The following is a 20,662-nucleotide window of genomic DNA, read 5'->3' as shown; positions in this document are numbered from 1 at the left end:
AGAAATTACCAAGTACTTTAGCGTACACTTGTACGCTAAACAACTCGGAGCAGTTAAAAAATCAAAATATTGCATATTAAATCACCAATCAATCAACGCGATTGGTTTTTGCACTATAAAACCGCGCAATTACAATCAGAAATCATTATAATTAATGCTGTCTTATAACCAGTCTAAAGGAAGTTTATGATCCTTTTTGTTAACTCACTAACTGTGATTGATTTTTCTTACTTATGTAACAAACGCGGCGCCGTTGGCGAGAGCTGGATTGTTGATTTAACTTTGCACGGTAAACTTAACGAAGAGTCTATGGTTTTAGACTTTGGTTTAGTTAAAAAGCAAATTAAAGGCATTATAGATGAGTGTATTGATCACCGATTAGCAATTCCTACGGGCCTTAATGGCACTGTATCTGAATTTGACGAGCATAAAACACTCGACTGCACATTTGGTGAAAACAACCACTTAGCTATGAGCGCCCCTCATCAAGCTTATTGTATGATTAACGCAGACGAAGTAACGGTTGAATCGGTTACTGAATTTTTAATTGCGACTATTTTACCAAAACTCCCAGATAACATTGAAAAAATTGAGCTGTCTCTTAAGCCTGAACACAGCCAAAGCTTTTACTATCATTACAGTCATGGCCTTAAAAAACATGACGGTAATTGCCAACGCATTATTCATGGGCATCGTTCTCAAATTGGTATTAGCCTTGATGGCATTTCTATGCCGCGCTTGCAAAAAGAATGGTCTCAAAAGTGGGAAGATATTTACTTAGCCACCAGTGAAGATCAAATTAGCGGCAGTGATTTAAAACACATAACAGCCAAAGCGGGTGATGTATGCTTTGCCTATACATCGGCACAAGGCTATTTTGAAATGGCTATTAGCGAATCTCGTTGCGACATTTTACCTGTAGATACAACCGTAGAATGTATTGCTGAGCATGTAGCTGGTCAAATTAAAGCCCAATACCCAGAAAAAGCAGTAAAAGTAACCGCTTATGAAGGTGTTGGAAAAGGATCTATTAGCTATGTTTAAAACACTTTTAGCAACAGCACTTATTGCCTCTACTAGCTTTAGTGCTATGGCGCTTGAGTTAAAAGGGCACTTAACACAAGGCGGCTTGGTTACAGGTAAGCTTGAAAATGCTAAATCGGTAAGCTTAGATGGCAAAGAGTTAAAACTTTCATCTAGTGGTGATTTTGTATTTGGTTTTGGTCGTGACGCTGACACTACCCATACTTTAAAGTGGGTAGATAACAGCGGCAAGTCACATTCTCAGCCGATAGCTATTACCAAGCGTGAATATAAAATTGATAAAATTACCGGCGTAGCTAAAAAATATGTTTCACCGCCAAAAGAAGTTAGCGCACGTATAAGCCGCGAAGCAGTTGCTGTGCGTAAAGCACGTGAATTTGACTCTGATTTACTGTACTTTTTAGACCCTGTGTTAAAGCCTGCAGAAGGGCGTATATCGGGTGTTTATGGCAGCCAACGTTATTTTAATGGTGAGCCTCGTCGTCCGCACTTTGGCTTAGACATTGCCAATAAAACAGGTTCTCCTGTTTATGCGCCGATTAGTGGTACAGTGGTATTTGCAGAGCCTGATTTATACTACTCAGGCGGTACATTAATTATTGATCACGGGCACGGTATTACTTCAACTTACATCCATTTAAGTAAGCTTGATGTAAAACTGGGCGACAAAATAGTTCAAGGTAATAAAGTAGCCGAAATTGGTGCAACAGGCCGCGTAACTGGTCCTCATCTAGATTGGCGCTTTAACTGGAAAGGCGAACGCCTTGATCCTGCATTACTAATGCAAGATACATTAGCAAACAAAAAGTAGAGATTATGACTGACGTAAACCGCGATGCAATAATTGCTCAGCGTATTGAAGACTCAACCACATCGGTAACTAAAACAGTATTCCCAGGGCGTACTAACCATCACAATACTTTATTTGGTGGTGATGCACTGGCGTGGATGGATGAAGTGGCATTTATAGCGGCGACTCGTTTTTGTCGTAAGCCTTTGGTAACTATATCTTCAGATAGAGTTGATTTTAAAGAAGCGATACCAGCAGGTACTTTTGCAGAGTTAATTGCTAAAGTCGTGCATGTAGGTAACACCAGCCTTAAAGTTGATGTAGATATATTGCTAGAAACAATGCATAAAGACGATAAGCATTCAGCCATCAGTGGCAGCTTTACGTTTGTTGCAGTCGATGATAATCACAGACCAACACCGGTAGTCTGCGATAAAATGATTTATGGTTTTGATTAATTTAAAGCTTTAAAGACACTAGAGTGAAATTATATAAGCACCTAAATTGGTGCTTATATAAAAACCAGCAAAGAACACATCATACTAAATGTTTATTAAATGTAATCTCAACAGCTCAGTTAATATTTACTAATAAACTAATCAAAATAAGGGGCCAACTAATAGGGATAAAAGTTGTTAGAAGCAAAAAAAGGCATGCTTTAAACATACCTTTTTAGTTACATTTAGCTTTTAATTAAATTTACTAATACTTACATGCATACTACTTAAAGCACCATTGCTGCAATCCAGCCAAATATCAGCAGCGGAATGTTAAAGTGAATAAACGTTGGAATAACAGAGTCTCTAATATGGTCGTGCTGGCCATCGGCATTTAAACCTGATGTTGGGCCAAGTGTTGAGTCTGAAGCAGGGGAGCCTGCATCACCTAAAGCACCCGCAGTACCAACCAGTGCGGCGGTAGCCATAACCGAAAACCCAAGATCTAAACACAAAGGAACAAACAAAGTTGCAATAATAGGCACTGTCGAAAACGAACTACCAATTCCCATTGTAATTAATAACCCGACTAACAAAATAACACCTGCGGCCAAAGGTTTATTACCATCAAAAAGTGCGGCTGAGCTGTGTACTAAGCTCGCTACGTCGCCAGTAGCCTGCATAACTGATGCAAAGCCTTGTGCCGATATCATAATAAAACCAATCATCGCCATCATCGCAACGCCTTTACTAAATACGTCGCCGTTTTCTTCCCACTTAACTACACCAAATACACTAAATATCATTACACCTACTAAACCGCCTAAAATCATTGAGCCACTTAGGTTTTGTGCAACAAGTGAGGCAAGTACCGCACATAGCCCTACAATCATTACTTTTTTAGGGTTTTCTACCTCAGCCGATTTACTCTGAGTTGTTAATGGCTGCTCTGTGTATTCGCGGCGTTTTTTGTAGGTAATAAATGTCGCAATAAGTAATCCAATAAACATACCTAATGCAGGAATTATCATCGCCATAGGGACTTGTGTATTTACAATGTCTAGGCCGTTATCAACTAGATTTTTATGTAAAATAGAATACAAGTAAATACCACCAAAACCATAAGGCAGCACCATATAAGAGGTTGCTAATCCAAATGTTAAAATACACGCTATAGCACGCCTGTCTAATCTTAACTGATTAAAAACAACGAGTAACGGTGGGATTAAAATAGGAATAAACGCTATGTGTACAGGTACTAAGTTTTGCGAAGAAATTGCACAACCTAAAATAATTAATAAAATGAAGTAACTTAAAAATGTTTCATTCCCGCTGCCTTTAGCATTTACTTTAGCAAGTAACTTATCAGCGAGAATGCGTGTTAAACCCGACTTAGAAATAGCAACGGCAAATGCACCGAGCATGGCATAACTTAGTGCAATTTCAGCTCCGGCAGAAAGGCCAGAATTAAATGCATCAACACTTTCTTTTATACCCAAGCCTGCTGTTAAACCAGCAACTAAAGCACTTATGATCATGGCAACAATGACGTTAACGCGAGCCAGAGATAGCCCGAGCATTAAAATAACGCCTATAACAACAGCATTCATAGTATTCTCTATTTGGAAATTTTAATTAATTTTATCAGATCTTTAGCCTGAGTTTTACGCTCTTTCGTAAAAGGTTTTTTACTATAGCGTACTTGGTTAAATAACTGACTAAATGTGTTTATAGATTGTGCAGAACGAGGAAGTTGATCAGCAAAAAAATGTAACTGCTGACTCGGTGTTAAATTATCGGGTGTATTTATTTTTTGTTTTTTCGCCCATGCTTTTACTTCATAAAATTCTTTAACCATAGGCGCTAATTTAGTCGGGCGTTTTGGTAAGTTTAAATACACAAAATAACCTACAAAACAAAAACCAGCTGTTAGTAAAACCATTAATGGTACAAGCCAAATGTTTTTACTACCAAAAATTGATTTTAAAAAATCATTTTGTTTTTCTTCGTCAAAACCAAGTACCCAGCTAGACCATTGATAATCGAGATTTTCAAGTTCCAACCTTAACCAATTAATAGCGGGGAAATTACTTAAACTCACTAAACCAAAATCAAGATTACTTTTAAATTCGTCATTCAGCTCTTCGTTTTGCGAAAGCGAGCCATTTAAACGCTCCGGTGCGACAACAGCGGTTGCATCAAAAATAACCCAACCTTCGTTTTGTAAATATACTTCTACCCACGCATGCGCATCGTACTGGCGAACTGTTAGCGTATTATTATCTTGGTTTAATTCACCGCCTAAATAACCACTTACTAATCGAGCGGGTATACCTGCGGTTCTAAAAATGTACGCAGCGGCGCTTGCATAATGACCACAAAATCCACGTTGGTTTTCAAATAAAAATTGGTCAATCGTGTTATCGCCGCTCATCGGAGTGGGTGTTAACGTATAAGTAAATCCTGTACCTGCAAAGTATTGTAATAAGCTATTGTAAAAATCGCGGTCAGAGTGTGTATCTTGCTTTAGGTTTTTAGCAAGTGATGATGTTTTTACGTTCTCTTTATGAGCTAGATATTTGTAGCGTTTTTCTTCAAATTGTCCAAGTGGTAAAGCTGATAAACTAAAGCTGTTTACATCGTATTGTAAGCTTTTAGCTTGGCGGCTTTTTTTTCGTAATAAACCGAGTGAATTACCTTCAACATTTTGTGAGTTGCTGCTTGAATACGCTAAACCATAGAGCCATTTTTGCGTAGCGGGCTCAGTAATAATTGAGTAGCTTGCAATAAGTTGCTCGTCATTTGTACTCTCAATATTACTTTTTAAATTATTATATTTTAAAAAATCAGACGTTAGCCATGCATTGCCATTAAATTCATCATGCACTATTGCTCGCCAGTAATAGGGGGGTACAGGTTTTCTTTCATTAAATTTAGCTCTAAACACCAGCTCATCTGAATTTGAAAGCTTTGCAATATCGAATGGATCGACTTGTTCAGAAAGCCCAGTTTTTGCAAGTTTTGGCCCAGGGAGTTGCCAAAAAGCGGGCATTTTTGGTAAGAAAAGTAGTAAAAATATAGCTAAAGGAAGCGCTAAAAGTAGCAGTTTACTGCTTTGTTTAGAGGCTATTTTTAAATTATGTTTTGACTCAAGTAGACCAAGTACTGCAAAGTTTAATATGTATAAACCACTTACAGTTAACGTCGTTAAAATACTTTGGTTAAATAAATACACCGATGAGAGTGAAAAAAATGTAAGCGTTGTAATTACATGATAATGCTTTTTGGTTTTAGCCTGCAGCAGCTTAAATAAACTAGCAAGTAGCAGCATGGCCACAAATAAAATAACCGTATCCGACATGCCTACTGTGTAGAGCATTAAACCTAGTGACACACCTGCGAGTATATTTGCCAGCCAAGCATTTGGCTTTGGTTTATTACTCAGCGTTATGTAAAAGTTCCATGCACAAATAAGTGAAAGTACACCTACAAAAGCAAGCGGTAAATGTGATACAAAAAATACAATTAAACATGCATATATAAAAGACAGCGAATAATTTATTACTTTTTCGTTTTTAAGTATGTCCATTACACATCACCATTAAATGAGCATAATAATTCTAAGCATTGCTGCTTATGTTGCTGTCCGGTATTTGTATTTATTGTTTTATTCGGTAGCTTTAACATAAAAGGGGTGTTTTTCTCGGTTGCTTCACACACTAAAAAGCATAACTGGCTTAAACGTTGTTCTGTATCTCCATTCATTAACGTAAAATCGAAGAGCGCATTCGCTGTTTTAAAGTCTACAAACTCTTTTACTAACAACTGCTGTGTTTTTGCGTAATGCTTCCACGACACTCTTTGCAAGCCCATCTCTGGTAAATGTGGGATTAACGACTCAAACTCTTCGCTACCAGATTGTGTAGAAATACCTTTATCGGCTTGCTCATCAAGCATAGAAACATGCGCATCACTGTGTACTTGTTCAAGCGACGGGTATACAAAAACATCTGTTTGTAATTGAATGTAGCTCCAAACAGTTATTAAGCCAAAGGGGTAGTTACTCGCTATTTTAATACGTTGCACTGAGTACTTACCGCGTGAGCTGTAGGGTAAGTTGAGTGTAAGTAACTGAGTCTTACTATCAACTTCGTCGGTATGTTTGTGAGTTTGCTCACTACCTTGATATGTTAAATTAATAGATTGGGTAACTCTAGCGCTTTGTAATTCAAATACAATACTCGGTTTTTGAGGAGCGTAGCTGTTAAATGCATCTTTAAATTTAACCGTTAAGCCTTTAGCGTTACTGTAGCCCATTAATACAGCAATAATCATCACCACAAACATAAGATAAGACATTATTAAAATTAAATTATTTTGATAATTAATGCCCATCACAAAGTTTAAAATAGCCACAATTACAAAGTACCAACCAAGGGATGATGGCAATACATAAATTGTTCTGTGTTCAAGTGTAATTGAGTTTTTTAAATGCTTATTTTTTAATAATTTATTAAATACACCTCGCTTAAATGACTTAAATAAAGAAGGGCGCTTAGCTGTTTTTTTTGGCATGAAAGTTTATACCGGAACTAAAACGTTTTTTAAAATATCGTTTACTTGCGCTTCACCGGACTCATTATGCAAACCTAATCGATGCTGACACACACTTGCAAATACGGCTTGAACATCTTCTGGCATTACAAAATCACGGCCATCAATAAAAGCCCATGACTTAGCTGCTTTAGCCAAAGCCATACTTGCACGCGGTGATAGCGATGCTGCAAACGCATTGCTCGTACGAGTGTAATTAACTAGTTCAATAATGTAGTCAACCACTGGGCTACTTAGTGTTATTTTGCTTATTTTGGATTGAATTTCAGCAAGCTCTTGTTTGTTAATTCGCTGCGGTAATTGGCTGTAATCTCGTTTTTGCATATTCAAAATTAAGCGTTTTTCGGCCTCTTTAGGAGGAAACCCCAAGCTTATACGCATTAAAAAACGGTCTAATTGCGACTCGGGTAACGGATAAGTACCCGATTGATAAAGCGGGTTTTGTGTTGCGATAACAAAAAATGGATTTGGCAGCGTATATTTTTTTCCATCAACTGTTACTTGTTGCTCTTCCATTGCTTCAAGCAACGCACTTTGTGTTTTGGGTCCTGCGCGGTTTATTTCATCAGCTAAAACAACTTGGCTAAAAATAGGGCCTTTATGAAACGTAAAACTGTGCTCGGTAGAGTTAAACACATTAGTACCCAAAATATCAGCAGGAAGAAGATCACTGGTAAATTGTATACGCTGATACGATAAACCTAATACAGCCGACAATGCATGAGAAAGGGTAGTTTTTCCCATACCTGGTAAATCTTCAATGAGTAAATGTCCCTCACTAAATAAGCAAGTAAGTGCCAGTTTTATTTGTTGCTGTTTACCAAATATAACACTCGAAAGATCTTCTATAATCGCAGTAACAGTGCTTTGCATGTTAACCTTATTATTATTCTATTATTTCAAGACGCTTCATTACGGTGTCTACTTTTTTTGTATTAAATGGTTTTGCAATGAAGCCTTTAGCGCCCATTTCCCACGTATTTTGCACGTTTTCGAGGCTATTATGGCCAGAGCACATAACAACATGAGTATGCGGGTAGGTACTATTAATGTATTCTAATATATCCGTACCGTCAGAGTCAGGTAAATCAACGTCTACAAATATAACGCCTGGCGGTTTTTTGTCCATAATAGGCTTAGCAGAGCTAAAATCGGCACTTTCTAATATATCTTCAAACCCTAACTCAGTTAAAATTTGGTTTAGATAATCACGAATTTCCTTAACATCATCAATAATGAGGATAGGCTCTAGCGGGCGAACAAATTCCATATGTAGGTAACTTCTATTTTGAGTACATCTTAAGTGCTTTAATACTAAGCTAACCCCTTCATAAGCTCAAGAACGTTACTTAAAAAACACTAATAAATAAACTATTTATAGATTTAACTAATATCGATCATCCAGCTTAACTTAGCTTATCAAACATCTGACGAGATTAGTCTGATTTTTATGGTGGGTAGATTATACGTTCTCAGATGCATCTAACGGCATAGCAGATGAAAATGGCACTACTTTTGATTCAAACAGTGCAATAGAAGGCGACTCATCGGTTGAGTACTTCGTGTTTGAAGCACAATAATATCTAATCCCTAAAAAGCTATATGTAGCGGCTCGTTATGCAGAAGCCGAAAACACTTCCGACTTAATTGAACAAACAGACAACACAGTGGAGCGTATACAAGTAGCCGCAGGTTACTGGTTTAACGATAAAACGCTTTTAAAAGTTGAGTATGTTAATCAAGAAGAAGGTGTTAATTCGGGCGGCCAAATCGGTAAAGGATTTGACGGCTTCACTTCAGAAATCTCTGTTAAGTTTTAAATCATTATCCAACTAGTCCATCTATTTATATAAAGCGCCTAAAAATGCACTTTGTGGGCAGTTTTATACTTTAAAACTGCCATAAATAGAATTGGAAATAGATTGAAATTTAATAGCCCTTGTTAAAGCATAACGTGTATGGGGAATACCCGATGAAAAATAAATTAATTATGTTCGCGTGTGGCTTTATAAGTATGGGCGCTTAAAATTTAGTAAAAACAATGGTTTATGTTACAAGCGTTCAGGTTTAAGCCATGACAATGGCAGACAGAATTGCTGTGTTTAATGCCGGTATTATTGAACAGGTAGGTACACCTCTAGAGCTTTACAAAAATCCTGTAAACAAATTTGTAGCGGGTTTTATTGGTTCGCCAAAAATGAATTTTATAGATGCTACACAAAATGAAGATACGACTGTTAGTTGTATTGGTATTCGCCCAGAGCATATAACACTCTCTTCAGAAAGCGGCACTTGGGCGGGTACTGTCGGTGTTATTGAACACTTAGGATCGGAGAGCTTTTTACATATAAATATTGAAGGAAAAGGTACCGTAACAGTAAAAGCTGATGGTGATTGCCCATTAAAATATGGCGACAGTATTTACCTAAGCGCACCTGCAGATAAAGTATTAAAGTTTGATAATAATGGTTTAACAATTAGCTAAACCCAATTTTAAATTACCTTAAATAGCACTTTTATAAAGGTGCTATTAACTAAATTCTAATTACATAATCCTATGAAACCTAGGTATTTTTTATTAAGGAATGGTATATTTACAACTATAAATAACAAAAACGTTATTAATAAATAGATACTCCAAAATTAATAAAATAATTTATATAGCAGCACATATAATTAAAATTATGTAATGAAAATAAGGACTTAGTTTTCCTTCTATTTTAAGAGGTTTACGTGGTAAAGCTATCAAATACAGAAATTAGAAAGCTAGACGATGCGGCCAGAGCAGGGTGGTTGTATTATGTTGGCGGTAAAACGCAAGATGAAATAGCTAAAAAGCTCAACATATCTCGTCAGTCTGCACAAAGAATGGTTGCGTTATCAGTTAGCCAAGGGCTAATTAAAGTTAGGCTAGATCACCCGATTGCTAAATGTATGGATCTGGCCGAAAAAATAAAAAGCCGTTTTGGGTTAGATTCGTGCGAAGTTGTACCGAGCGATCCGTCTGAACCTTCATCGACATTAGGTTTGGCTCAAGCTGGCGCGGCAGAAATAGAACGACATTTAAAATCAGAACAACCAAAAGTACTTGCTATGGGAACCGGTCGGGTTTTGCGTTCATGTGTAGATGAGCTAAGAACTGTTGATTGTCCGCAACATAAAATTGTAGCAATGCTGGGTAATATGGCTTTGGATGGATCGGCTTCACCTTATGATGTTGTAGTAAGAATGGCCGAACACACCAATGCAAAACATTACCCAATGCCATTGCCAGTTTTACCAAGAAGTATTGAAGAAAAAGAACAGTTACATGCACAACAAAATATTACCGGTAATTTAAAACTCGCTAAAGATGCCGATGTAACATTTGTGGGTATTGGTAGCTTAGGTGAAAAATCGCCATTACATATAGATGGTTTTATTGATGCGCAAGAACTTAAAGAGTTACAAGAACTCGGTGCCATTGGTGAAATGATTAGTTGGGTGTTTGATAAAAACGGTAAGCTTTTAGATTGCACAGTTAATCAGCGTGTAGCAAGTACGCCATTAAAAACAAATGCTAACAAACAGATTTATGCGATAGCTGCTGGTGAAGAAAAAGTGTTAGCCATTTTGGGCGCAGTAAGGTCAAACATGATCAGTGGATTAATTACTAACGAATATACAGCTGAGCGTTTACTAAGTATTGATTAGACAATTTGATAAATAAAGCATCTATATTAGTAATACCTGTTATTGTAATAAAATCACTTAATGTCCGATACCGTCTAGTATTGGACATAGTAAGGACGCATTTAAGCGCTCTTACTATATAGTCATAAACTACCTATAATTTATATTATGTTAAATAGCATAAATAAGTACATAAGCAAGTTACTCACCTTCATTATTTAACGTATAAATGCCATTTTTTGGCTGTTTAATAAGCGTTAACCTGTTTGTTATAAAATTAGTGTCTTACCTAATTACCTGGTAGCTATACTACATAGAAAAACTCAAGCTATTGAGTTTAATAGTTTTTAAACTATCCAGTTGATGTATTTTTGATGCTCTAGAATGTTTTATCATTTATGTATTCACCAATGAGCTCTGACACTTTATCTGGGTATTCATCAATAACCCAATGTGCGGCTTTATCTATCCAAATCAATGATGAATTTGGTATGGCTTGTTCTAACATTGGTGCATACTTTGGCTTTTGAAACTTGTCTTCTTCACCCCATATTATAAGTGTTTCATGAGATAAGTTTTTAAGATCGCCTGTAATAGCCTCGGTATATTCTTTATTGAGCCTACGCATGTTATTAAATAAAGCGGCTTTTCCTTGCTCGTTGCTCCATGGTGTTAAGTATATTTTCATCAACTCTTCAGTCATTACGCTCGAGTCGTATACACCTTTAGGCATGAAATCTCTTAATGTATCCACAAATTCGGCTACCGTTGTTTTTTCTTATACGCCTGGTTCTAATAAAGGTTCAAATTCTGGTATTGGCCAAGAATCAAAACATACGCTGTCGATTAAAACTAATCCGTTTACTTTATCCGGTTGATTCACCGCCATTAATTGAGCTATACCGCCACCAATGTCATGAGCTACAACATTTGTTTTAGAAATATTTAGTTCTTCCATAAACTTAAGCATTATTCTACATTGCGCATTTATAGATACATCTGTGTCGCTTGGCATATCAGATTCACCAAAATTGAGTAAATCAGGTGCTATTACGCGATTCTTAGATGCTAGTTTTGGCATAACATTTCGCCATAATGCTTTATTAGTCGGTATACCATGTATCAATAATAAAGGTGTTCCTTGTCCCATTTCTTGATAAGCAATTTGATGGCCTTCTACTGTAACGTACTGTGTTATGTTCATAGTTCTGCCTCGTTAACTTTAAAAATTATAATATTTAGTAAAATATAAAATTGGAATATAGCCTTATAAAGCAAATTTCATCCCAAGATGAGTATCTAATAGTTATTGAACCATCATAATATTTTTGAAGTTAAACCCCTGTGATACGTAGGCTCTAGGCTAAGTTGGTTTACTTACCCCATAAAATTATAGGGTTTAATAATTGTGATTATTAAATTGCTTTAGGAGGTGTGAAACGATGACTCTTATATATGCAACAATTACAAAAGCGTAGCTGACAATATTTCAATGGGATTGTTTTTACTGAAGAATAAAATAGTTAACCGCCCTGCTGCTGCCCCTTAATTATTCCAAAATGACCTATAACCTAACCCGTAGTCGCGAGTTTACCTCGCGTGTAATAAAACCAAAACCAAAAATGCGGCATAAAGCAGCGCCTACAAATATAACCTAACCCGTAGTCGCGAGTTTACCTCGCGTGTAGTAAAAGCAAAATCAAAAACGTGGCATAAAGCAGCGCCGACAAACATAGCCTAACCCGTAGGCACGAGTTTACCTCTCGTAATAAAGTAAAATCCCAAATTAATTTAGATGGGTGTCGTCCTAAAATCGTTAACTGCTCTGTTAATGCCACTTAATTATTCTAAAAACGATCTAATATTTTCAATTAATACAGTTTGCTTAACCGGCTTTAATAAAAGACCGTTAAACCCAAGTTTCACATATTTGTTATCGTTATTCTCGTTTTCACTAAATGTATGAGCAATAATTTTTGTTGCTGATGCATCAGCATGCTTTCTTATTTTTAGCATTGCGTCAGTGCCTGTAAATTGCGGCATGACTATATCCATTAGAATAATGTCGTAAATATTTTGAGAAACCATGAGTAGCGCCTCTATTGCACTTGATGCGAAATCAATTAAAATATTTTCTTCTTTGAGCATTTTTCTAATTACAATTTCTATTAGTAAATCATCATCTACTAAAAGTAGTCTTTTAGTGTTATCTATAGGTGTTACTTTAAAATCGATAACTTCTGCCATATATCCAATAGTATTATTCATTTATTACTCCAGTGGCTTATCTTTTTAAAATACGTGATATTTGGTTTATTAAAACACCCTGCTTTACCGGTTTTAATAGTAAGTCATCAAAACCCTGATTTACGTATTTAGAATCTGTATCGGGTGTAGAAGTATGTGCAATGATTTTAGTTTTAGAGTTATCACTGTGTTTTTTAATTTTTAACATCGCGTCAGTTCCCGATAGCTCAGGCATAACTATATCCATTAAAATAATGTCGTAACTATTTTGAGATACCATTAACATTGCCTCTATCGCATTACATGCGTAATCTATTTTAATGTTTTCATTTTTTAGCATTGCTCTAATAACAATTTCTACTAGAGGATCGTCGTCAACAAGTAATAAAGTATTTTTCTGTTTTGTAGTTAACAGGTCGGTTACCGAATTAGTGTTTATTTGCGAACTGCTTACACCCTCTAGTTCGTCTTTGATTTTTTTGCTCGCTAAGTTTACAAGCATAGAAAGTGCTATCGTTGTTTTACTCGTACTGCTATTAATTGATATCGCTTTACCACCTAACATTTTAAATATTGAAATGAAAAATTTTAGCTCTAGTGATAAGTCTTTATCATCTATAAAGCGTGTTATATCGTCACCCGATATACTTTTAAGCTCAGTTATGAAATGGCTGCTGTTGATTAAATTACTTAATGAAAAGTCTAGGTGTAAGTAGTTTCGATTACTTTCATTTTCAATCTGTGCGTTAATACATAGCGTTGTATTATTCGCTGAATCTACGATCTCTGTCACTAACTGAATAACCAATTGAGATATTAACTTTTCATCGCTTGCTACGGTTAACTCAGATGCAATATTGTTTTTTAAAATTATTTTTTTATTTTCAGCCTCTTTAGTCAAAATTGAAATATTGTTATTAATCATTTTATTTAGGTCTACATTTTTGGACTGAAGCTTAAGCTTACCACTCTCCGATTTATTTATATTTACGAGTTGTTGAATTACACTTTCAAGTTGGTCGCACACATTTGATATGCTACCCACGTTATTTTTAAATTCGTTAAAGCTTATTGGGTCTTTAGATATTTCAACTAATGATTGCAAAGACGACAGCGGCGCTTTTAATTGCAGGGTAAGCCTTGAAACAAATTTTTCTTTTAGTTGATTTGTCTGTTTTGATTTTTCAAGCACATCAGCGAGTAAACTTTCTTTTTGATGTGCCTCTGTATCGTCTCTAAAGTAGCAAACAAAACCATTAAAATCTGTATGTCTTTGTAATACGGTTATCCATTTCCCGTCGGTAAAACCTATATCTATTAATTGGTTACGATCGTCGTCTAGTTTATGATGCTCATGGTAATGGTTTATAATATTTTGCTGCTGCGCAATACTTATCATCTGGCCATACGATAACTGATTATTTTGTTTATTTACCTGTGCGAATAAAAGATTGAATGCGTTGTTAGTTATCACTGGAAATTCGTGGCTATTAAAAATAGCAAAGCCATGTGGGAGTGCATCAAGTGAACTTGAAAATAACTCTTCTCGATTAAGGATTAACTGATTTTTTTGTTTTATTTCATTATGTAAACGCCTTGGCAAGCGTAAAAAATAATACACAAACGCGAATACACAAAAAGCGATTAACCCTAATCTAATTAAGCTATATTTAGTAACTTGTGGTCTTATAATTTTACTCATTGGTTGCACGTGTAAGCGCCACGTAGGTGGAAAACGATTGCTTAAAGCACTAATACTATTTTTAATTATACTAGGGTTTACTTCTCCTTTTTTTCCTAAAGTAAACTGTGGAGTTACTATAAAAACGTTATAGTTTTCAGTATTTAATTTACCAATAACGGCTTTTAAAAAATTACTTAAATCAAATGCAGTAAGAGTATAAATAGAGCCTTGCTTTATTTTTATTTCAGAAATTAAGAAGGCTGTATCAGCAACAGTAAACACTTCTACTGATTGTTTATTCGCTCTGTAATCAAATCTTTTTAACCAGTTAGTGAACCCATACGCAGCTAAATCAAAGTTGTTTTTAGACCAAAGTGCGAGTTGGTTATATTCAGAATCAAACACAACGTAACCTTTGTAGGTTAAATTTTGTGAAACCTGGCTTTGTACTAAATTATTAAGTTGCTCTTTTGTATAGTTATTTTGACTTTGTAAAAAGCCAGCAATCACTAAATCTTTTTGCGATATATATAATCCTTGATTATCAAACCGCTCTAATGCATTAAATAATGTTTTACGTAACTGCTGAGTTTGTTGATTATAATCACTTTGCAGCTCTTTTTTTTCAATAGTATAAAGTAGTAATGCAGTGAATGAGAATAATACTAATGCAATTAAAAAAGCCACGGGAGCTAAACTAAATACATGAATATATTTAGCTCCATTATTAATTTTATTTATAGATTTAGTACTTTTATCATCTATCGAATCTGAGCTTTTATTTAATTGTGTCTGCAATAATTGAGAAAATGAAATAAACTGATCTTTTTGCGAACCTATTAATGTTTTAGGTGCTAAATCAGCCATTAGCAATACGCCAATTACTTTATTTGTGGCGCTATAAATTGGATATTGTGCATAAAAACGAATTAAATTATGGGTATTACTAGATATCTCATCAAAAAAAGTATCTTCGAACAAATATAATTTTTCTTGTGTACAGCGCTTTTGATAGCTTAATAACTCATTTTCAACGCTTTCTTTATCGTTGCAAGTTATTAGTTGGTCTGAATAAATTTCTCTAAAATCGATAAATTTAACAATAGGCACATCATAAAATTGCTTTAGTAAGGTTAGGGTTTCTTTAATTTCTAACGAGATTTCATCAGGTTTTGCATCTACTAAATTATCATGTGAGGTAAATATATTTGAGGCGTTCATTGACGTTCTCCTTCCCCTTTAGGGGGAGTATGTATCCACGTTGTACTGTTTTGACCGCTGTGTACTGGCAGTAAAACTTTAAATGGTGGTGTTAAGCTACTAAGTGCGGGCTCGCCGGTGGTGATATTAATTACTTGTTCTGCATTTACTAAATTCAGTGATGTTTTACAGTATGTAACGCCTGGCTCAATGCCTATTAAGCTCAGTGTTTCGCTTATAATCAGGTTGTTAACTAAGTCGATTCCGACCAACTCAAACGTTGTTTTTAAAATAGTGAAAACAAGCGTCTCTACAATGTTTTCATCATCTTCTAAGCGTGTACCTTCGGGGCAGCATATTGTGCCAAGCTCTATATCAACGTTTGTTCCAATACCAACTAATGACAGTGCATTAAGGGCTGTATTTAAAAGCGGTTCTACCTGTGGTAAATATAAATCGAGTATGTCGCCTTGTGATTCGTAACCGGTTTTACACGAGTCACACGATTGCGATAAACCTTGTTCACTTGTACCTAACAGTGGATTTCCTAAAGCGGTTACTCCAACCAAACAACTGCTGTCGGCCGGTTGTTTATCTATTTCAAAGCTTTCACAAGGTGAGCCTGTTACTACTTTTTGCGATACATAACGAGATAGAATTTGTTCACTATTAGCAGGGCATTGTTGTGGCGTACTTCTTAATAACTGACCAATAACGGTATTACCTAACTGCCCTATTGCGTAATTTGGACCTTGCTGTAGCGCATTTATATAACTCACATTACCGGTATTATTTAGTTTACTTACACCTTGGCTGTCTGTTGCTTCATCGCTTAACCCTTTTAAACAAGGATTACCTTGGCAATTTGGTGCATCGTAATAAACAGCTTCTCGTGAGGTAAACCTATCATCTCGTATGCCTATTAATGCCCTGTAAGTGTTGTTTTCTCCCCGGTCTGTATAAAAAATGAGTGGGGCTTGGTGTTCGTCAAAACTAACTGCAATACCGAGCGGTTTGTTATTGGCATCTACTACGGTAATTTGATTATCTACCTTAGTTTGATGACGCTTAATAAGGGCATCCCTTACTAAAATAACACCACCAATCGAGCCAATAATTAAAATTGTTATAATTAAAATAAGCTCGATAGTAAGTATGTACCCTTGTTGATAATGCTTTTTCATATCAAACTCCTATAACACTTCTACAAGCATTTTAAGTACGTTCATAACTTGTAATGCTGCGGGGAAAAATACCAATACCAAAAACATCGGAAAACAAATTAGGATTATGGGAAAGGTTGTATGCATCGCTTTTTTATTAACTTTTTTAGCCAGTAAAATGTTCTTTTTTAGAGCTAGGCCTTCAAGTTGGGCCTCTACTGCTTGGATAAGTGGCGTGCCGAGTTTTGATCCTATTAACATTAAATTGGCGAGTTTTTTAATGCCCATTACACCCGTTCTTTCAAAAAGTGAGTTAAATGCAATTTCTCTATCTTTACCTGCGCTTAATTCAAATAAAAATAACTTTAGCTCTTTGTATAATGGATGTTTTTGACTTAATCCATGATCAACCGCCAGTGCAAATGAGCGCTCTAATGAAAATCCAGCGCGCATGTAAACTAGTAGCACCCGTAAAAAAAACTCTAAACTATTATTAATAGTGGTTTTGCGTTGATTTTTACGTAATAAAAACCAGCATTCAGGTGCAAAAAAACACATAAAACACAGTAATAATTTAATCGATTGGCTCAGCTCATAACCTGTTAGCTCTATAACCGTAAATGCACTAAAAGTAGCAGCCACTTTGAAGCAGTACAGGCTTATTAATATTTTATTAATTTGAATCCCTGCTTGTCTTAGTTGACGTTTAGAGATGATGATTAGTGGATACCAATTAATGTTTTTAGTATCGGGTTTATCTAATTCAACTTTAAGAGACTGCCTGTGAATATGGATAAACGAGCCCATACTCACTAAAAGTCCAACAAGTAAAAGTATATCAATCATAATGTTACCCTTAAGCTAAGGCGTAGCCACAAAAATCCAAATAGCTGACAAATAAGTGCAACTGTTATAAATGCGATTCCATTGGGATCGTTTAGTAACGGTTCAAACCAGGTAGGATCGGTATAGCTAAATAAAGGAATTAAGGCATAAGGTAAAAAGCCACTAAATACAGCCGCATATTTAGTACCCGATAGCTTTGCTTTTAGCTGTTGGCGATCGAGAGTTCTGAGTGACATCATGTTACATACGCTTTTTAGCATGTCAGTTAAGTCACACTGGCTTTGTGTATGCGTGATGATGCTATGAGCAAACAATCTAACTGTTTCGCAGTTGTATCTTTGGATTAAAGGAGCAAATGATGTTTCGGCATCACTACCCATGCTCATGCGTTGTATTAGTAAGGTGCTTTGTTTTTTTATATATGGGTCTGCATGTTCATCAGCAAACTGCATTGATTGCTGTAGCGATAGCCCAGTGCTTAAACACGATTGTACGGTTTCAATAAATTCTAAAAAGTGATGCTCAAATTTTGCTAATTTATAATGAGCCAAGTCAATCACAGTAATAAAACAAGTTATAAAAACGACTATTGAAATTATAAACGCGCTTGTAGATGCCTCGGGGTAATATAGTCTGGCTAAAAACCATGAGCTACTCGAAAGCGAGCACGCCATGCTTATAAACCAGGCGTTACTTATGTTTAAGCCTAGCACGCGTAGTGACAGAGTAAGTACGTCTTTTTCTTCTAAAATATCTACTTTTTTAGTGCCCTGGGTGCTTTTATTATTCACATACAAAGAAACCAATACACTCGCTGCAAGTACAAAGGTTATAACTGCCGCTACAGCTAATAAATAATCAAGTTTAGTCATTATTAGCCTCCGGGTTACTGTGCAGTAATGCTTTCAATTCTTGTGCATTTGCCCCTTGGCTTTTCATAAACTCAATCACTGTTGAATTATCTATTAGCTCACTTTGTACTGGCTCTGCTTCATTAATACTGTAAAGCGGGCTGAAGTGTGCCCCGCCATTTACTAGCTTAATCTCACCAATACTTTTTAAAGTTCGGGTACCATTGGTTGAGCGAGAAACATGCACTATAAGTTGAATACTAGACGCAATTAGCGAACTTGTGTGTGTATCGCTTAGCTGTGCATTGTGTAACTGCACTAAAGTAGATAAACGAATAACGGCATCATTTGCGCTGTTGGCATGTATGGTCGTCATCGAACCTTGATGACCGCAGTTCATTGCTTGGAGCATATCGATTACTTCGCCAGAGCGTACCTCCCCAACAAGTATTCTATCGGCGCGCATTCTAAGGGCTGCTTTTACTAAATCTCTTAAGCTTACTGCGCCTTTACCGTCACTGTTCGTGTCGTGGGCTTCTAGTTGCACAACATGGTTGTGATGCAAATTAAGCTCAGCGCTTTCCTCAATGGTTACCACACGTTCATTTGCGTTAATTGAGTTAGCAAGTACGTTTAATAATGACGTTTTACCCGCTCCGGCATTACCACATACTAAAATATTAACGCCTGTTTTAACTGCGCTTTTCAAAAATGATAAGATGTTTTTATCTAAAAAATGGTTATTAACTAAAAATTCATCGTTTATTTTTTTATGATTAAATTTGCGAATAGATACAATTGCAGCACTGGTACACGCAGGCGGTACAATAATATGCACACGGCTACCATCTTTTAGTTTGCCATCAACGATGGGCATTAATGCATTAACTTGGCGGCCGCAGCCATCAAGTAAGCGATCAACAAATCGGCGTAAATGGCGTTCGTCATCAAACTTACTTGCAGTACAAAGTAGCTTGCCTTGTTTATCAATCCAAATGTCTTGCGTGTCGTTTATTAAAATATCACTTACTTGGTCATCAAGCATAAACTGTGCAATAGGACCCAAGCCGTTAATCTCGTCGTAAACAGCTTGTACAACTTGCTCTTGCTGATGTTGATTAAATGAAGATTGATTAAATTGTGGAATATCACTGCACAATACAGAGATTTTTTCGAGAACATTACTAGATAAAAGCGCGGTTGGCTCTTGTTCGTACTCTTCAATAACGGCATCGTGCAATAGCTTTTTAAGCTCTTCGAAGGTACTTAAACTGGTTTGAACTTCTTCATGTTTGCTTGATAAATTAAACATAAAAACTCACTTAGCTACATATACAGCTTCATTTTTAACGCCTTTAACCACTTCGATTGTGCGACTGGTTTGTAAGCGTGAAAAGTTTTGCAAACGACCTTGTTCAATGTCATAAGCGCTATGCACAATAATTGAGACTTTGTCGGCATTATCTATACCAGCCAATGAATAAACATCTTTTGGAAGCACCGCAAGTACTAACGAAACACCGCCAGCTGAGCTCTTCTCTTTTGCTAAATTATCCATTACGCCACTTTTAGCGGCTTGCGATTTAGGACCTTTTGAAACACCAATAAGCTGTACATCACGGGCAACTGTTCTTACTAAACGATTAGTTTTAGCAACTATGTCTAGTCGGTCTCCTTTGTGTATACGCGAAAGCGGAATATCTAAGGTATTTAGTTTTAAAGTATATAAAACACGCCCTGCCGGAATCGCTTCTGATAAGTTTTGGCTTTTCGCTCTAATAAAATCGGTGTCGAACAAGGGTTGCTCAACCATTTTATTAGTTGCTAATTTTTGACCAATTAATGCACGCGGATTTTGAACGCTCAGTGCAATATTTGAGTAGTTACTTGGATCTATACTTTTTTGCTCTACATCATGAACGGTAACTGTTTGACCAGCAGACATATTTTTGTTTACTACCCACGCTGTTACGCTATTTTCATCGTTTACCTGCCTAATACCCAAAGCCGAAGCTAACATGCCAGAGGTGATGAGTAATGTGAGAGCCGCTGTGGTTGCGCCTTTGTTACTTTTACTTTTCATAATATTCCTCTAGAGTAACTTTCACTGCCAC

16 protein-coding genes and 3 pseudogenes are annotated in these 20,662 nt (G+C 36.2%); 6 read left to right on the top strand and 13 right to left on the bottom strand.

All coding sequences use genetic code 11. The features are described from left to right. Positions 1-186 precede the first annotated feature (186 nt). From GQR55_RS09120 to GQR55_RS09110, 3 genes are read left to right on the top strand one after another with little or no spacing between them, the layout of a single operon-like run. The gene (locus GQR55_RS09120; protein WP_166420331.1) at positions 187-1,044 is read left to right on the top strand and encodes a 6-carboxytetrahydropterin synthase; all 858 of its coding nucleotides are present in this window, start codon (positions 187-189) and stop codon (positions 1,042-1,044) included. Continuing rightward, positions 1,037-1,855, top strand: coding sequence for a M23 family metallopeptidase (locus GQR55_RS09115; protein WP_166420330.1), 819 nt, complete (start codon positions 1,037-1,039; stop codon positions 1,853-1,855). Before GQR55_RS09120 ends, GQR55_RS09115 begins: the two co-directional genes overlap by 8 nt. A gap of 5 nt (positions 1,856-1,860) precedes the next feature. Further along, positions 1,861-2,292 (top strand): acyl-CoA thioesterase, encoded by a 432-nt coding sequence (locus GQR55_RS09110; RefSeq protein ID WP_002960891.1) that lies wholly within the window; start codon positions 1,861-1,863, stop codon positions 2,290-2,292. Between the two features lie 266 nt (positions 2,293-2,558). Here the strand turns inward: GQR55_RS09110 and GQR55_RS09105 are convergent, their stop codons facing one another. Genes GQR55_RS09105 through GQR55_RS09085 form a run of 5 tightly spaced genes read right to left on the bottom strand, consistent with a single transcriptional unit; the run spans position 2,559 to position 8,155 of the window. Continuing rightward, a complete protein-coding gene (locus GQR55_RS09105; protein ID WP_166420329.1) occupies positions 2,559-3,881 on the bottom strand; it encodes a Na+/H+ antiporter family protein in 1,323 nt (440 codons plus the stop codon). Positions 3,882-3,889: 8 nt separating this feature from the next. Continuing rightward, positions 3,890-5,860 carry a DUF3488 and transglutaminase-like domain-containing protein gene (locus GQR55_RS09100; protein WP_166420328.1) on the bottom strand — a complete coding sequence of 657 codons (1,971 nt, stop codon included), beginning with the start codon at positions 5,858-5,860 and terminating at the stop codon, positions 3,890-3,892. Further along, positions 5,860-6,846 (bottom strand): DUF58 domain-containing protein, encoded by a 987-nt coding sequence (locus GQR55_RS09095; RefSeq protein ID WP_166420327.1) that lies wholly within the window; start codon positions 6,844-6,846, stop codon positions 5,860-5,862. The genes GQR55_RS09100 and GQR55_RS09095 overlap by 1 nt, the downstream gene beginning before the upstream one ends. Before the next feature lie 6 nt (positions 6,847-6,852). Then, on the bottom strand, positions 6,853-7,758 hold the full coding sequence (locus GQR55_RS09090) for a MoxR family ATPase (RefSeq protein ID WP_166420326.1): 906 nt from the start codon (positions 7,756-7,758) through the stop codon (positions 6,853-6,855). A 13-nt stretch (positions 7,759-7,771) separates the two neighbouring features. Continuing rightward, positions 7,772-8,155, bottom strand: coding sequence for a response regulator (locus GQR55_RS09085; protein WP_165728620.1), 384 nt, complete (start codon positions 8,153-8,155; stop codon positions 7,772-7,774). A 123-nt stretch (positions 8,156-8,278) separates the two neighbouring features. Between GQR55_RS09085 and GQR55_RS09080 the strand changes: the two are divergent. The 3 genes and pseudogenes from GQR55_RS09080 to GQR55_RS09070 form a co-directional block, all read left to right on the top strand. After that, positions 8,279-8,705, top strand: a pseudogene (locus tag GQR55_RS09080) (hypothetical protein); the annotation flags it as partial. Between the two features lie 218 nt (positions 8,706-8,923). Then, a pseudogene (locus GQR55_RS09075) lies at positions 8,924-9,370 on the top strand (TOBE domain-containing protein); the annotation flags it as partial. 248 nt (positions 9,371-9,618) lie between these two features. Beyond that, on the top strand, positions 9,619-10,578 hold the full coding sequence (locus tag GQR55_RS09070; RefSeq protein WP_166420325.1) for a sugar-binding transcriptional regulator: 960 nt from the start codon (positions 9,619-9,621) through the stop codon (positions 10,576-10,578). Positions 10,579-10,936: 358 nt separating this feature from the next. On the opposite strand, the pseudogene GQR55_RS09065 reads toward GQR55_RS09070, so the two are convergent. From GQR55_RS09065 to GQR55_RS09030, 8 genes and pseudogenes are all read right to left on the bottom strand, one after another. Then, positions 10,937-11,761, bottom strand: a pseudogene (locus GQR55_RS09065) (alpha/beta hydrolase). Positions 11,762-12,399: 638 nt separating this feature from the next. Continuing rightward, on the bottom strand, positions 12,400-12,825 hold the full coding sequence (locus GQR55_RS09060; RefSeq protein WP_166420324.1) for a response regulator: 426 nt from the start codon (positions 12,823-12,825) through the stop codon (positions 12,400-12,402). Between the two features lie 16 nt (positions 12,826-12,841). After that, positions 12,842-15,709: a response regulator gene (locus GQR55_RS09055; protein WP_166420323.1), complete on the bottom strand. Its 2,868-nt coding sequence runs from the start codon at positions 15,707-15,709 to the stop codon at positions 12,842-12,844. Beyond that, positions 15,706-16,872 (bottom strand): hypothetical protein, encoded by a 1,167-nt coding sequence (locus GQR55_RS09050; RefSeq protein ID WP_166420322.1) that lies wholly within the window; start codon positions 16,870-16,872, stop codon positions 15,706-15,708. Before GQR55_RS09050 ends, GQR55_RS09055 begins: the two co-directional genes overlap by 4 nt. Before the next feature lie 9 nt (positions 16,873-16,881). Further along, the gene (locus GQR55_RS09045; protein WP_166420321.1) at positions 16,882-17,697 is read right to left on the bottom strand and encodes a type II secretion system F family protein; all 816 of its coding nucleotides are present in this window, start codon (positions 17,695-17,697) and stop codon (positions 16,882-16,884) included. Beyond that, the gene (locus GQR55_RS09040; protein ID WP_166420320.1) at positions 17,694-18,569 is read right to left on the bottom strand and encodes a type II secretion system F family protein; all 876 of its coding nucleotides are present in this window, start codon (positions 18,567-18,569) and stop codon (positions 17,694-17,696) included. Before GQR55_RS09040 ends, GQR55_RS09045 begins: the two co-directional genes overlap by 4 nt. Beyond that, the gene (locus GQR55_RS09035; protein ID WP_166420319.1) at positions 18,562-19,860 is read right to left on the bottom strand and encodes an ATPase, T2SS/T4P/T4SS family; all 1,299 of its coding nucleotides are present in this window, start codon (positions 19,858-19,860) and stop codon (positions 18,562-18,564) included. The genes GQR55_RS09040 and GQR55_RS09035 overlap by 8 nt, the downstream gene beginning before the upstream one ends. Before the next feature lie 6 nt (positions 19,861-19,866). After that, a complete protein-coding gene (locus GQR55_RS09030; protein WP_166420318.1) occupies positions 19,867-20,631 on the bottom strand; it encodes a hypothetical protein in 765 nt (254 codons plus the stop codon). Positions 20,632-20,662 lie beyond the last annotated feature (31 nt).

Source organism: Pseudoalteromonas sp. Z1A8 (assembly GCF_011378855.1).
Taxonomy (GTDB): Bacteria; Pseudomonadota; Gammaproteobacteria; order Enterobacterales; family Alteromonadaceae; genus Pseudoalteromonas.
Note: the sequence above shows the minus strand (reverse complement) of the source record. Positions and strands in the feature narration are given on the sequence as shown.

Bases quoted from the DNA above. Each gene is read 5' to 3' on its own strand.
- GQR55_RS09120 (WP_166420331.1), top strand. From the start codon at position 187: ATGATCCTTTTTGTTAACTCACTAACTGTGATTGATTTTTCTTACTTA.
- GQR55_RS09115 (WP_166420330.1), top strand. From the start codon at position 1,037: ATGTTTAAAACACTTTTAGCAACAGCACTTATTGCCTCTACTAGCTTT.
- GQR55_RS09110 (WP_002960891.1), top strand. From the start codon at position 1,861: ATGACTGACGTAAACCGCGATGCAATAATTGCTCAGCGTATTGAAGAC.
- GQR55_RS09105 (WP_166420329.1), bottom strand. From the start codon at position 3,881: ATGAATGCTGTTGTTATAGGCGTTATTTTAATGCTCGGGCTATCTCTG.
- GQR55_RS09100 (WP_166420328.1), bottom strand. From the start codon at position 5,860: ATGGACATACTTAAAAACGAAAAAGTAATAAATTATTCGCTGTCTTTT.
- GQR55_RS09095 (WP_166420327.1), bottom strand. From the start codon at position 6,846: ATGCCAAAAAAAACAGCTAAGCGCCCTTCTTTATTTAAGTCATTTAAG.
- GQR55_RS09090 (WP_166420326.1), bottom strand. From the start codon at position 7,758: ATGCAAAGCACTGTTACTGCGATTATAGAAGATCTTTCGAGTGTTATA.
- GQR55_RS09085 (WP_165728620.1), bottom strand. From the start codon at position 8,155: ATGGAATTTGTTCGCCCGCTAGAGCCTATCCTCATTATTGATGATGTT.
- GQR55_RS09060 (WP_166420324.1), bottom strand. From the start codon at position 12,825: ATGAATAATACTATTGGATATATGGCAGAAGTTATCGATTTTAAAGTA.
- GQR55_RS09055 (WP_166420323.1), bottom strand. From the start codon at position 15,709: ATGAACGCCTCAAATATATTTACCTCACATGATAATTTAGTAGATGCA.
- GQR55_RS09050 (WP_166420322.1), bottom strand. From the start codon at position 16,872: ATGAAAAAGCATTATCAACAAGGGTACATACTTACTATCGAGCTTATT.
- GQR55_RS09045 (WP_166420321.1), bottom strand. From the start codon at position 17,697: ATGATTGATATACTTTTACTTGTTGGACTTTTAGTGAGTATGGGCTCG.
- GQR55_RS09040 (WP_166420320.1), bottom strand. From the start codon at position 18,569: ATGACTAAACTTGATTATTTATTAGCTGTAGCGGCAGTTATAACCTTT.
- GQR55_RS09035 (WP_166420319.1), bottom strand. From the start codon at position 19,860: ATGTTTAATTTATCAAGCAAACATGAAGAAGTTCAAACCAGTTTAAGT.
- GQR55_RS09030 (WP_166420318.1), bottom strand. From the start codon at position 20,631: ATGAAAAGTAAAAGTAACAAAGGCGCAACCACAGCGGCTCTCACATTA.